The following is a 13,223-nucleotide window of genomic DNA, read 5'->3' as shown; positions in this document are numbered from 1 at the left end:
CGGATCAGTCGTTTGCGTGTGTGAGGGTGAGGAACTCGCCGTGCAGGATGCCGTTGGTCGCCAGTGCCGATCGTTCTGAGATGCTGTCGGCCCCGTCGAACGAGGTGAACATGCCGCCGGCTTCGCGCACGATCGGTACGGCAGCTGCGATGTCGTACTCCTTGACGTCGAACTCCGCGACCATCTCGAGTCGTCCTTCAGCGAGCAGCATGTAGCTGTACACGTCGCCGTAGGCGCGGTCGCGCCACACGCGATCGGCGACACGGAGGAGATCGGGGAGATGCCCGGCATCCGCCCACTGCGTGATGCTCTGAAAACTGACCGCGGCATCGTCCAGCGATGCGACGGCGGACGTCTCGAGGCGACGAGGGCCAGAGTGCGCGGCAGTCCACGCACCGGCTCCCGTGGACGCCCACCAGCGGCGTCCGAGAGCCGGCATGCTGACCACGCCGACCTGTGGCACGCCGTCGACGGCGAGCGAGATCATCGTGCCCCAGAGAGGTACGCCACGCATGAAGTTCGCGGTGCCGTCGATCGGATCGATGATCCATTGGCGTCGCGCATCGCCCTCGAGGCCGAACTCTTCGCCGAAGATGCCGTCGGAGGGTCGCTCCTCCGCAAGAACGGACCGCAGGGCGCGTTCGGTCGCGAGATCCGCATCTGTCACGTGCGAGCGGTCGGCCTTCGTCGAGATCTGCAGGTCGCTCGCGTCGAAGCGCGGAAGCGACTCGGAATCGGCGGCATCCGCAAGCCGGAGTGCGAGCGCGAGATCGGCAGAGAAATCGGTGTCGGCGGGTGTTTCGGTCACGTTCTCAGGATAGTCGGGGGGATGCCGACGCGGATGCGGCCTCGATTTCGCATGCGCTGGAGAAGCTGGTAATGTAATTCCTCGGCCGGGGTTCTCCCGGGCCAAGCGCCTCTAGCTCAATGGCAGAGCAATTGACTCTTAATCAATGGGTTCCCGGTTCGAGCCCGGGGGGGCGCACGGATCAGCCTCAGAACACTCTCGCCAGTGTTCTGAGGCTTTTCTGCTTCTGAGGTGAGACCGCGCGGGCGACCGCTCAAGCGACGGCGATGACCTGGCCGCCGGTGATCTTCTGCAGCGTCTCGAAGGTCAGCGGCATCACCGTGTGCGGGTGGCCCGCCGCTGCCCAGATCTCATCGAAAGCGCGCAGCTGCTCATCGACGAATGCCCGCAGAGGCGCGGGGTGACCCACTGGTGCGACGCCGCCGATCGCCTGCCCCGTCGCCTGCCGCACGACGGATGCTGGTGCCATCTCCACGTGGTCTGCTCCGATGGATGCCGCGACCACGGCGAAGTCTGCTCGGTGTCCTCCGCTAGTCATCACGACAACCGGATCCCCGTCAGCGAGAAGCACCAGGCTGTTGGCGATTGCTGCCACATCGCAGCCGATGGCAGAAGCGGCTTCCGCGGCGGTGCGTGCGGAATCAGGAAGTACGCGGATCTTCGGCTCGATGCCAGCGGACTCCAGGTGCTGTTTGACGATGCGACTGCGTTCGGGGAGGGGGATGCTCTCGCTCATCTGCTCACGGTAGCAATCCCGTGGAACGGGTCGCGTCATCACCAGGTGATCTGAGCCGTGCTCAGTGGGCGGTGCGGCTGCTGATGCGAGAGGACAGCTGATGGGCGTGCGCCAGGAGGGTGCGTCCTAGGTCCGCCAGGCGATCAGGGCCGAATCGGAACTCAACCCCCGTCAGGCTCAACGCCCATTCCGGCCGTCCCGCACGGTCGAACACCGCGGCCCCCATGCCCCAGCTGCCGTTCACAATGAGACCGGGATTCACGGCGTAGCCGCGTTCCTTCGTCTCGGCCAGTCGTCGGCGCAGCGGAGAGAGCCCGTGCGTGCGTCCCCAGCGTTCGCTGAGCTCTGGGTGGCGTTCCAGGTATGCATCCACATCGTGGTCAGGGAGGAAAGACAGGATGGCGAGCCCTGCGCTTGCAACACCGAGGGGGAAGCGCACTCCTTCGCTCAGCACGAAGGAGCGGATCGGGAACGATCCTTCCTCGCGCAGCAGGCAGACCGTCTCGTCGGCGCGGCGCACCGAGAGGAATGCGCTCTCCTCGGTCTTCACAGCCAGCGAACGGACGATATCGCGTGCGAGTGCAGTGACGTCGTAACGGGCTGCGGCCACTGATCCCATGAGGAACAGCTCCGGTCCCGGCATCCATCGGGCAGTTTCCTCGTCGCGATCGACGAGTCCTTCGGCGCGCAGCGCGCTCAGCAGTCGATGCGCGGTCGATCGGGAGAGATCGGCGGACCGCGCAAGGGACTGCACTGTTGCGCCCTCCTCGCCGCTGGAGGTCACCAGTCGCAGCAGGCGGGCGGCACGCGCCACGGCCTGCGCGCCGGGCACCGTACGATCGGGGGTGTCCATAATGTGGACACTAGTCGGCGATTCGCCCATATCGCAAGACCGGGTTCGACCCGAAACACGCGAAGGCGGATGCTGGAAGAAGACCTCACACGAAGGAGTGCTGCGTGATCGACAAGCAATGGGCCTCGGCTGCCGAAGCCGTCGCAGATATCCCGGACGGCGCGTCCCTGGCAGTCGGAGGGTTCGGTCTCTCCGGCAACCCGATCGCGCTCATCGAAGCGCTTCTCGCTCAGGGGACCACGAACCTCAGCGTCGTCAGCAACAACTGCGGCGTGGACGACTGGGGCCTCGGGATCCTGCTCAACGCGCAGCGCATCCGCAAGATGACCTCGTCGTACGTCGGCGAGAACAAGGAGTTCGAACGGCAGTTCCTCTCGGGCGAACTCGAGCTGGAGCTGACGCCTCAGGGCACTCTCGCCGAGAAGCTGCGTGCCGGCGGTTCTGGAATCGCCGCGTTCTTCACCCAGACGGGTGTCGGCACGCAGGTCGCCGAGGGCGGTCTGCCGCGCCGCTACAACGCGGATGGCTCGATCGCTGTGGCATCGCCTGTGAAAGACGTGCGGTCGTTCGAGATCGACGGCGTGGAGAAGGACTTCGTCCTCGAAGAGGCGATCGCGACCGACTACTCGCTCGTGCACGCCGCGGTCGGAGACCGACACGGCAACCTTGTCTTCAACAAGGCCGCGCGCAACTTCAACCCGCTTGCCGCTATGGCGGGGCGGGTCTGCATCGCCCAAGTCGAGAAGCTCGTCGAACCCGGCGAGATCGATCCGGACAGCGTGCACCTGCCCGGCGTGTTCGTGCACCGCATCATCGAAGTGGGAACCGACATCGAGAAGCGCATCGAGCGTCGCACCGTCACCGAGAGCGAAGGAGCCTGATCATGGCACTCACCCGCCAGCAGATGGCCGCACGGGCGGCCGCGGAGCTCACCGACGGCTCCTACGTCAACCTCGGCATCGGTCTTCCGACGCTCGTTCCCAATTACGTCCCCGAGGGCGTCACCGTGGTTCTGCAGTCTGAGAACGGCATCCTCGGCGTCGGACCCTATCCGACCGAAGACGCGGTTGATCCCGACCTGATCAACGCCGGCAAGGAGACCGTCACGACGCTTCCTGGTACGGCGTTCTTCGACTCGGCCACGAGCTTCGGCATGATCCGCGGCGGCAAGATCGACGCGGCGATCCTCGGAGCCATGCAGGTATCTGCCACCGGCGACCTCGCGAACTGGATGATCCCGGGAAAGATGGTCAAGGGCCCGGGCGGCGCCATGGACCTCGTCCACGGTGCCGGGCGCCTCATCATCCTCATGGAGCACGTCGCGAAGGACGGTTCGCCGAAGATCGTGAACGAGTGCTCCCTTCCTCTCACCGGCAGGGGAGTCGCGCACCGCATCATCACTGATCTCGCCGTCATCGATGTGACCGATTCCGGCCTGGTGCTGGTCGAGACCGCGCCGGGCGTGAGCGTGCAGGACGTCATCGACGCGACAGAGCCGCCGCTCACCGTGTCTGAAGAACTGAAGGAGCTCTCATGAGTGACATCGTCATCGTTGCGGCCGCGCGCACACCGCAGGGCCGCTTGAAAGGTCAGCTCGCCTCGTTCACCGCTCCGCAGCTCGGGTCCTTCGCTATCAAGGGCGCTTTGGCGCAGGCTTCCATCGACCCATCCGCGATCGATGCGGTGATCGTCGGGCAGGTGCTCGCGGCCGGTTCCGGCCAGAACGCCGCTCGTCAGGCATCGATCGGCGCCGGTATTGGCTGGGACGTACCCGCTCACTCAGTGAACAAGGTCTGCCTGTCAGGCCTCACCGCAATCATCGATGCGGCACGCATGATCCGAACAGGGGATGCCACGACGGTGGTCGCGGCAGGCATGGAATCCATGACCCGTGCCCCGCACCTGCTGATGGGCTCGCGCGATGGCTGGACCTACGGAAGCGTAGAGGTGCTTGACCACATGGCCTTCGACGGCCTCACCGACGCCTATGACAACGAGAGCATGGGCGCCTCCACCGAGCGCCACAACGAGCGCTTCGAGCTCACGCGCGAGGCGCAGGACGAGGTCGCCGCACTCTCTCACCAGCGTGCGGCCGCAGCGATGGATGCCGGCGTGTTCGATGACGAGATCGTCACCGTCGAGGTGCCGCAGCGGCGCGGTGAGCCGATCGTGGTCACCCGAGACGAGGGCGTGCGCCCTGAGACGACTGTCGACACGCTCAGCAGGCTGCGCGCAGCTTTCGCCGACGGCGGATCGATCACTGCGGGCAACTCTTCACAAATCTCTGACGGCGCATCCGCTGTCGTCGTCACGACCCGAGAGAACGCCGAGGCGCAGGGGTGGCCGGTTCTCGTCACGATCGGCGCGAGCGGTCAGACCGCCGGACCTGACAACTCGTTGCAGGCCCAGCCTGCTCAGGCCATTGCACGAGCACTCGACAAGCAGGGTCTCACTGCGGCCGATCTCGACCTGGTCGAGATCAACGAAGCCTTCGGTGCGGTCGTCGCACGCTCGCAGACTGAGCTCGGTGTTTGCAGCGACATCGTGAATATCCACGGTGGCGGCATCGCGATGGGGCACCCGATCGGGGTCTCCGGAAACCGGCTCGTTGTGCACATGGCGCACGAACTCGCACGGCGGGGGAGCGGAACCGTGGCCGTCGGGCTCTGCGGAGGCGGCGGTCAGGGCGAGGCGCTCATCCTCACCCGCTGAGCTTGCGGTCAGCGGCGGCTCTTGGCGTGCCCTTGGGCATCGGCGAGCGCCTTCTGCGACCGGAACTGAAGTCGCTGAGCCTTCTTCGCCTTCTTGACCGATTGCGGCGAGTCGGCATCGACGAGCTGCCCGGTCCGCTCGCGCCGCATGTCGACGACAGCGCCGATCGCGAGGGAGAGAGTGATGCCCCAGCTCACCCATGAGAGCGCAGCGCGCCAGGTGATCGGTTCATCGCGCGTGCCGCGCAGCAGTGAAACTCCTGCGGAGATCGCTGCGACGAGTCCGGTGCTGAAGAGGTAGCGCATGGCACCAACCTACCCGCGCTCGGGTGTCCCGGGTAGAATGACTCCGGCGCGTGAGCGCTTGAAGCTGTGTATCTACCGGCCGTCGGCATCCTGACGGAGAGCGGCGACACCTGATCCCGCGTCTTCGAACGCGCGAGAGTCATGATCCAGACACACGCACCCGTTTCGGCGAGTCTCCTTCGGCGAGCCGGCCTCCCTTACTTTCTGATCGCCTTCGTTGCGCGACTCCCCTTCGCGATGATGGTCGTCGGTGTTCTTACTGTCGTCGTCTCCGCACGCGGATCGTTATCGCTCGGCGGACTGACCTCCGCTGCCGTCGGGCTCGGCACAGCGTGCTTCGGTCCGCTCCTCGGGGCTGCCGCAGATCGGTTCGGTCAACGTCCTGTGCTCGTCATCCTCGCGATCGTCAACAGCGTGATGCTGGTCGTCTTCGCGCTGGTGGTCTACAGCCCGTCGGCAGACGCTCTCGTGCTGGTGACAGCGGTGGGAATCGGAGCATCCGCCCCTCAGGTGGCGCCGATGTCGCGTTCTCGGCTCGTGGCGATCATCAACGAGCAGATACCGGAGGACAGCCGCAGTCGCGTTCTCTCCGGCACGATGTCGTACGAGTCCGCCGCGGATGAGACCGTATTCGTCTTCGGTCCGTTCCTCGTGGGAATCATCGGCTCTCTGATTGCCCCCTGGGCTCCGCTGATCGGTGCTGCAGCGCTCACGCTCATCTTCGTGGGGGCCTTCGCCCTGCATCCGAGCGGCCGCCATGTCTCATCCGACCGCGACGACGACGGTCGTGCGCCCTCCGCGGCCTCAGAACTGCTTCGGCCGAGTCTGCTCATCGTTGTGATCGGAATCCTCGGTGTCGGTCTCTTCTTCGGCGCGATGCTCACGTCGTTGACGGCGTTCATGGCTGATCGTGGTGCGCCGGAAGAAGCAGGCCTCCTCTATGGGGTCATGGGTGTCGGATCGGCACTCCTCGCGCTCGGTGTCGCCTGGCTTCCGCCGCGGTTCTCACTGCGCGCGCGTTGGCTGGTGTTCTCCGGCATCCTTCTGGCAGCGTCGTTCCTGCTTCCGTTCGCCGACTCACCGGTCACGATGGCATGGGCTCTGGCCGCGATGGGCATCGGGATCGGACCCACCCTCGTGACGCAGTACAGCTTCGGGGCCGCGCGCAGTCCGCTCGGTCGATCGGCGACAGTGATGACGATGCTCGGCTCAGGCGTCATCGTCGGGCAGTCGATCGGATCCGCTGTCACCGGTGAGATCGCGCAGAGCCTCGGTACGCAGGCGTCGCTGCTTCTGCCCATCGCTTCGGCGGCGATCGTGCTCCTTGCTGGCGTCCTGAACTGGTTCGCTAGTCGCACTCGCGCCCGCAGTCGATAGCCTGGGGGTTCATCACCGGCAGCGAGGAGCTCCCATGGACACCGCAGAATTCGTCGTCGTCGCAAACAGGCTTCCGGTCGACAGAGTGGTCGGGGAGCACGGCGAAGAGATCTGGCGCACGTCCCCGGGAGGCCTGGTCGCAGCTCTTGAACCAGTGATGCAGAACGTGGACGGCGCGTGGGTGGGGTGGGCCGGGCAGGCCGACCTCGAGCTCGAGCCGTTCGTCGAGGACGGCATCCGGCTCATTCCGATCGTGCTCAGCGAAGAGGAAGTCGCCGAGTACTACGAGGGCTTCGCGAACGACACGATCTGGCCGCTGTACCACGATGTGATCGCCCCTCCCCAGTACCACCGCGAGTGGTGGGATGCCTACGTCACAGTGAACCGCCGCTTCGCCGAAGCCGCAGCGGCAGTCGTGGCAGAGCACGGCACGGTCTGGGTGCACGACTATCAGCTCCAGCTCGTGCCTGAGATGGTGCGCGCACTGCGACCCGATGTGACGATCGGCTACTTCCACCACATCCCCTTCCCCGCACACGGCCTGTACGCCCAGCTGCCGTGGCGCGACCAGGTGCTGCGCGGCCTGCTCGGCGCCGACGTGATCGGCTTCCAGCGGGCTCAGGACGCGGTCAACTTCCTCACTGCTGTGCGGCGGCGGCTGCAGCACGAGGTCAAAGGATCCATCGTCACCGTCCCCGGCGAGAGCCGCTCGCGGCCCGTGCTCGCCAAGGCCTTCCCGATCTCGATCGACACCTCGCCGTATCTCGAGCTCATCGAGAAGCCCGAAGTGCGCGCTCGCGCAGCCGAGATCCGCGAGAGCCTGGGCAACCCGAAGCGCATCCTGCTCGGCGTCGACCGGCTCGATTACACCAAGGGCATCCGCCATCGCATCAAGGCGTACGGCGAGCTCCTCGCCGAGGGGCGCCTCCACGTCGAGGACGTGACGCTCATCCAGGTGGCCAGCCCGAGCCGTGAGCGCGTCGACGCCTACGTGCACCTGCGCGACGAGATCGAGCTCGCGGTGAGCCGGATCAATGGCGACACCGACACGATGGGGCACAGCGCGATCAGGTACCTGCATCAGGGATTCCCCCGCGAAGAGATGGTGGCCCTCTATCTCGCAGCCGATGTGATGCTCGTCACGGCGCTGCGTGACGGGATGAACCTCGTCGCCAAGGAGTACATCGCCACGAGAGCCGATAACCGCGGAGTTCTGGTGCTCAGTGAGTTCACGGGGGCAGCAGACGAGCTGCGCCGGGCAGTCCGAGTGAACCCGCATGACATCGAGGGGCTGAAGGATGCGATCATGGCGGCCGTCGAGATGACACCGGGGGAGCAGGGCCGACGTATGCGTCCGCTTCGCAAGCGCGTGCTCGAGCACGATGTGAATGCGTGGTCGTCCTCATTCATCAAGGCCCTCGCCGAAGTGCACGCGCGGCACGCGTGAGAGAAGAGATGAAATGACACGCTCCTGGAACCGTGAAACTGCTGACGAGGCTCTGACCGCGATCGCACGCACAGAACGACTGGTCGTCGCTTTGGATTTCGACGGCACGGCATCTCCGCTCGTGCTCGACCCGATGGCGGCACGCGCACTGCCCGAGGTGAAGATCCAGGTCGAGCGGTTGGCGGCGCTGCCAGACACCTTCGTCGCCTACGTCTCAGGGCGCAGCATGAATGATCTGCGAGTGATCGCCGAGCACACCGATGACTCCGCTATCGCTCTGGCGGGATCGCACGGCGCGCAGTACTGGTTCCCTGGCCGCGGAGAGGCCGACATCGCGGACGCACTGGTGGAGGACGGCGCCCGCGAAAGCCTGTGGGCAGCGGCTCAGCCCATCGTCGATCGCCACGAGGGCGCGCAGCTGGAGCCGAAGACGTTCGGCATGGGGATCCATACCCGCCGTGCGACGCCCGAAGCGGAGGCTGCGGCTTTCGCCGAAGTCGATGCGCTCGTGGCCGAGCGGTTCCCGCACTGGCGTCGTAGGGCGGGGCATCGCGTTCTCGAGTTCTCATCGCGCGTGGAGGGCAAGGATGCGGCGATGACTGTCCTTCGTGAACACTTCGATGCCACCGGCATCCTGTTCGCCGGCGACGATGTCACCGACGAAGATGCCATGCAGGTGCTCGGCGCCAAGGATCTCGGTGTCCGTGTCGGAGCTGGCGAGTCATCCGCTGTGCTGCGTGTGGACACTCCACAAGACATCGCGGCTCTTCTGGAGGTGCTCGCGTCCGAACGCTCCTCCGTACGGGAATAGACTGCCGTCATGGCCTCGCAAGATCCTTCTTCACACGCGTCCCCAGACATCAAGCCCCGAAGCCGAGTCGTCACCGACGGCATCGAGGCGACGACCTCGCGAGGAATGCTCCGTGCCGTCGGCATGGGCGACGCGGACTGGGACAAGCCCCAGATCGGTATCGCGTCGAGCTGGAACGAGATCACGCCGTGCAACCTGAGCCTTGATCGCCTTGCGCAGGGTGCCAAGGAAGGCGTGCACTCCGGTGGCGGATACCCGTTGCAGTTCGGCACGATCTCGGTGTCTGACGGCATCTCGATGGGCCATGAGGGCATGCACTTCTCGCTGGTGTCGCGCGAGGTCATCGCCGACTCCGTCGAGACCGTCATGATGGCTGAGCGCCTCGATGGCAGCGTGCTGCTGGCCGGCTGCGACAAGTCGATCCCCGGCATGCTGATGGCCAGTGCTCGCCTCGACCTCTCCAGCGTGTTCCTGTACGCCGGTTCCATCGCTCCCGGATGGGTGAAGCTCTCGGACGGCACCGAGAAGGACGTCACGATCATCGACTCCTTCGAGGCCGTTGGCGCGTGCCGTGCGGGTCTCATGAGCGAAGAAGACCTCAAGCGCATCGAGTGCGCGATTGCCCCCGGTGAGGGCGCTTGCGGTGGCATGTACACCGCCAACACCATGGCGTCGGTCGCGGAAGCACTCGGCCTCAGCCTGCCCGGCTCTGCCGCACCGCCCGCCGCCGACCGCCGTCGCGACTACTTCGCGCACCGGTCCGGTGAGGCGGTCGTGAACCTGCTTCGCCAGGGGATCACCACCCGCGACATCCTGACCAAGGAGGCGTTCGAGAACGCGATCGCCCTTGCGATGGCGCTCGGGGGATCGACCAACGTCGTGCTGCACCTGCTCGCGATCGCCCGCGAGGCGGACGTCGAGCTGAACCTGCACGACTTCAACCGCATCGGTGACAAGGTTCCGCACGTCGCCGACATGAAACCGTTCGGTCAGTACGTCATGAATGACGTCGACCGTCACGGCGGCATCCCCGTCATCATGAAGGCCATGCTCGACGAGGGCTTCCTGCACGGTGACGCACTCACCGTGACCGGCAAGACGCTGGCCGAGAACCTCGCAGACCTCGACCCGCAGCCGATCGACGGCGAGGTCATCCACACCTTCGATAACCCGATCCACGCCACTGGCGGCCTGACGATCCTGCACGGATCTCTCGCACCGGAAGGCGCGGTCGTGAAGACGGCCGGCTTCGACGCCACTGTGTTCGAGGGCCCGGCGCGCGTCTTCGAACGCGAGCGGGCCGCGATGGATGCCGTCGCGAACGGCGAGATCAACGCCGGAGAGGTCATCGTCATCCGCTATGAGGGTCCGAAGGGCGGACCCGGCATGCGCGAGATGCTCGCGATCACCGCGGCCATCAAGGGCGCGGGCCTCGGAAAAGATGTACTACTCTTGACTGACGGACGATTCTCAGGCGGCACAACCGGCCTGTGCATCGGCCACATAGCACCCGAAGCGGTGGACGCAGGTCCCATCGCCTTCGTGCGCGATGGTGATCTGATACGGGTCGATATCGCAGCTCGCACTCTTGACTTACTCGTCGATGAGGCAGAGCTCGCATCCCGCCGCTCTGGCTGGGAGCCGCTTCCCCCGCGCTATACCCGTGGCGTTCTGGCCAAGTACTCGAAGCTCGTGCGCTCGGCTGCGCAGGGCGCGACGACCGGCTGACACTGAGACAGACTCGCGACTGCTTGCAGGCTCGAGCGCTGACGACATCTGAGATCACCAAGGAAAGACATGACTGCTGACTCTGTTTCGGCCGTTCCACGGCCACCGTCCCCGAAGGCATCCGCCCCAGAGCTCACCGGCGCAGAAGCTGTCGTCCGTTCGCTGGAACTCCTTGGAGTGACCGACGTGTTCGGCCTCCCTGGAGGTGCGATTCTCCCGGTCTACGACCCGCTGATGGACGCCAAAGACCTGCGTCACATCCTCGTGCGTCATGAGCAGGGCGCAGGACACGCGGCAGAAGGCTACGCCTCGGCATCGGGCAAGGTGGGTGTGTGCATTGCGACCTCAGGGCCTGGCGCGACCAACCTGGTCACCGCGATCGCCGACGCATACATGGACTCCGTGCCGCTGCTTGCGATCACCGGACAGGTTTTCTCGAGTCTGATGGGCACGGACGCCTTCCAGGAGGCGGACATCGTCGGTATCACGATGCCCATCACAAAGCACTCGTTCCTCGTCAAGGACGCAGCGGATATCCCCGGTGCGATCGCTGCGGCGTACGAGATCGCCTCGACTGGGCGTCCTGGGCCCGTGCTCGTAGACATCACGAAGGACGCACAGCAGGAGACCGCTCCGTTCATCTGGCCGCCGAAGGTTGATCTGCCGGGCTACCGTCCGGTGACGAAGGCGCACGGCAAGCAGATCCAGGCCGCTGCCACACTTCTCGCCGAGGCGAAGAAGCCGGTGCTCTACGTCGGTGGTGGCGTCATTCGCGGGCGGGCGGCAGCTGAGCTGAAGGAACTCGCCGAGTCCACAGGCGCTCCCGTCGTGACCACGCTGATGGCGCGGGGTGCATTCCCCGACTCCCACGAGCAGCACCTCGGTATGCCCGGCATGCACGGCACGGTTCCCGCGGTGCTCGCGCTTCAGGAATCCGACCTCATCGTCTCGCTCGGTGCGCGCTTCGACGACCGAGTGACCGGAAAGGTCGCTCTGTTCGCGCCGCACGCCAAGGTCGTGCACGTCGACATCGACCCGGCCGAGATCTCCAAGATCCGCAACGCCGATGTGCCGATCGTGGGCGACGTCCGCGACGTCCTCACCGATCTGGATGCCGCGTTCCGCGGAACCGTCGGCACCACCAAGCCCGACATCTCGGACTGGTGGTCCTACCTCGACGGACTTCGCGACGAGTTCCCACTCGGGTACTCGGAACCCAGCGACGGTCTGCTCGCGCCGCAGTACGTGATCCAGCGCATCGGAGAGCTGACCGGACCGGAGGGCATCTACGCCGCCGGAGTCGGACAGCACCAGATGTGGGCCGCACAGTTCATCAAGTACGAGCGCCCCAACGCCTGGTTGAACTCCGGTGGCGCCGGGACGATGGGCTATTCGGTGCCTGCAGCCATGGGCGCCAAGGTCGCAGAGCCCGATCGCGTCGTGTGGTCTATCGATGGTGACGGCTGCTTCCAGATGACCAATCAGGAGCTCGCCACCTGCGCGATCAACAACATCCCGATCAAAGTTGCGATCATCAACAACTCCTCCCTGGGGATGGTCCGCCAGTGGCAGACCCTCATCTATGGAAGTCGGTACTCCAACACCGACCTGAACACCGGACACAACTCCGTTCGGATCCCGGACTTCGTCAAGCTCGCCGACGCATACGGCTGCCTTGCGATCCGAGTCGAGAAGGAAGAAGACGTCGACGCCGCGATCAAATTGGCCCTTGAGACCAATGATCGCCCTGTCGTGATCGACTTCGTCGTCTCGGCCGATGCGATGGTGTGGCCGATGGTCCAGCAGGGTCTGAGTAACAACTACATTCAGTACGCACGCGATCATGCCCCCGCGTTCGATGAGGAGATCTGAACCATGTCGAAGCACGTGCTGAGCCTCCTCGTCGAGGACACGCCAGGCCTGCTGACGCGCGTCGCAGGACTCTTCGCACGACGCGGATTCAATATTGAATCGCTCGCGGTCGGTATCACCGAGGTGCCGGGGATCTCGCGCATCACGGCGGTCGTCGACGTGGAAGAGCTGCCGCTCGAGCAGGTGACCAAGCAGCTGAACAAGCTGATAAACGTCATCAAGATCGTCGAGCTCGAGCCGGCGAGTTCGGTGCAGCGCCAGCACGTGCTGGTGAAGGTGCGCACCGACAACGCGACGCGCTCGAACGTGATCGAGGTCGTCAACCTGTTCCGTGCGTCGGTCGTCGACTACGCCTCTGATGCACTGGTGATCGAGGTCACCGGAGATCGCGGCAAGGTCGATGCGCTGCTGCGCGCGCTCGAGCCGTTCGGCATCAAGGAGATCGCGCAGTCCGGTCTTCTCGCCATCGGCCGCGGTGGCAAGAGCATCACTGAGCGCGTGCTGCGCGGCTGACCCTTCGACAAGCTCAGGGACCGGCTGGTCCTGAAACAACCACAATCAAGGAGAAACACAA

General features: G+C 65.3%; 13 protein-coding genes and 1 tRNA gene. 10 read left to right on the top strand and 4 right to left on the bottom strand.

Annotated elements, in window-relative coordinates:
- Positions 1 to 4 precede the first annotated feature (4 nt).
- The gene (locus ACN0RC_RS13480; RefSeq protein ID WP_417512438.1) at positions 5 to 808 is read right to left on the bottom strand and encodes an inositol monophosphatase family protein; all 804 of its coding nucleotides are present in this window, start codon (positions 806 to 808) and stop codon (positions 5 to 7) included.
- Positions 809 to 913: 105 nt separating this feature from the next.
- Between ACN0RC_RS13480 and ACN0RC_RS13475 the strand changes: the two genes are divergently transcribed.
- Positions 914 to 985 (top strand) — tRNA-Lys (locus tag ACN0RC_RS13475).
- Between the two features lie 76 nt (positions 986 to 1,061).
- On the opposite strand, the gene ACN0RC_RS13470 is transcribed toward ACN0RC_RS13475, so the two are convergent.
- The gene (locus tag ACN0RC_RS13470; RefSeq protein ID WP_417512437.1) at positions 1,062 to 1,544 is read right to left on the bottom strand and encodes a YbaK/EbsC family protein; all 483 of its coding nucleotides are present in this window, start codon (positions 1,542 to 1,544) and stop codon (positions 1,062 to 1,064) included.
- A gap of 61 nt (positions 1,545 to 1,605) precedes the next feature.
- Entirely contained in the window at positions 1,606 to 2,397 is a 792-nt protein-coding gene (locus tag ACN0RC_RS13465) for an IclR family transcriptional regulator (RefSeq protein ID WP_417512436.1), read from the bottom strand.
- A 104-nt stretch (positions 2,398 to 2,501) separates the two neighbouring features.
- On the opposite strand from ACN0RC_RS13465, the gene ACN0RC_RS13460 reads away from it, so the two are divergent.
- The 3 genes from ACN0RC_RS13460 to ACN0RC_RS13450 are packed head-to-tail and all read left to right on the top strand — an operon-like array spanning position 2,502 to position 5,109.
- Positions 2,502 to 3,278, top strand: a complete 777-nt coding sequence (locus tag ACN0RC_RS13460) for a CoA transferase subunit A (RefSeq protein WP_417512435.1) — start codon at positions 2,502 to 2,504, stop codon at positions 3,276 to 3,278.
- Positions 3,279 to 3,280: 2 nt separating this feature from the next.
- Complete coding sequence (locus ACN0RC_RS13455) at positions 3,281 to 3,934, top strand: 3-oxoacid CoA-transferase subunit B (RefSeq protein WP_417512434.1); 654 nt, start codon at positions 3,281 to 3,283, stop codon at positions 3,932 to 3,934.
- Positions 3,931 to 5,109, top strand: a complete 1,179-nt coding sequence (locus ACN0RC_RS13450) for an acetyl-CoA C-acetyltransferase (protein WP_417512433.1) — start codon at positions 3,931 to 3,933, stop codon at positions 5,107 to 5,109. The genes ACN0RC_RS13455 and ACN0RC_RS13450 overlap by 4 nt, the downstream gene beginning before the upstream one ends.
- An 8-nt stretch (positions 5,110 to 5,117) precedes the next feature.
- On the opposite strand, the gene ACN0RC_RS13445 is transcribed toward ACN0RC_RS13450, so the two are convergent.
- Positions 5,118 to 5,414 carry a hypothetical protein gene (locus tag ACN0RC_RS13445; protein ID WP_417512432.1) on the bottom strand — a complete coding sequence of 99 codons (297 nt, stop codon included), beginning with the start codon at positions 5,412 to 5,414 and terminating at the stop codon, positions 5,118 to 5,120.
- A gap of 141 nt (positions 5,415 to 5,555) precedes the next feature.
- Between ACN0RC_RS13445 and ACN0RC_RS13440 the strand changes: the two genes are divergently transcribed.
- From ACN0RC_RS13440 to ilvN, 6 genes are all read left to right on the top strand, one after another.
- Positions 5,556 to 6,791, top strand: a complete 1,236-nt coding sequence (locus tag ACN0RC_RS13440) for an MFS transporter (RefSeq protein ID WP_417512431.1) — start codon at positions 5,556 to 5,558, stop codon at positions 6,789 to 6,791.
- Positions 6,792 to 6,825: 34 nt separating this feature from the next.
- On the top strand, positions 6,826 to 8,238 hold the full coding sequence (locus ACN0RC_RS13435; RefSeq protein ID WP_417512430.1) for an alpha,alpha-trehalose-phosphate synthase (UDP-forming): 1,413 nt from the start codon (positions 6,826 to 6,828) through the stop codon (positions 8,236 to 8,238).
- 13 nt (positions 8,239 to 8,251) lie between these two features.
- Entirely contained in the window at positions 8,252 to 9,049 is a 798-nt protein-coding gene (otsB, locus tag ACN0RC_RS13430) for a trehalose-phosphatase (RefSeq protein WP_417512429.1), read from the top strand.
- Between the two features lie 9 nt (positions 9,050 to 9,058).
- Positions 9,059 to 10,777, top strand: a complete 1,719-nt coding sequence (ilvD, locus tag ACN0RC_RS13425; protein ID WP_417512428.1) for a dihydroxy-acid dehydratase — start codon at positions 9,059 to 9,061, stop codon at positions 10,775 to 10,777.
- Between the two features lie 69 nt (positions 10,778 to 10,846).
- A complete protein-coding gene (locus ACN0RC_RS13420; protein ID WP_417512427.1) occupies positions 10,847 to 12,649 on the top strand; it encodes an acetolactate synthase large subunit in 1,803 nt (600 codons plus the stop codon).
- Positions 12,650 to 12,652: 3 nt separating this feature from the next.
- Positions 12,653 to 13,162 (top strand): acetolactate synthase small subunit, encoded by a 510-nt coding sequence (ilvN, locus tag ACN0RC_RS13415; protein ID WP_417512426.1) that lies wholly within the window; start codon positions 12,653 to 12,655, stop codon positions 13,160 to 13,162.
- Positions 13,163 to 13,223: the final 61 nt, after the last annotated feature.

The sequence above is a fragment of the Microbacterium sp. genome (assembly GCF_048259935.1).
Classification (GTDB): Bacteria; Actinomycetota; Actinomycetes; order Actinomycetales; family Microbacteriaceae; genus Microbacterium.
Note: the sequence above shows the minus strand (reverse complement) of the source record. Positions and strands in the feature narration are given on the sequence as shown.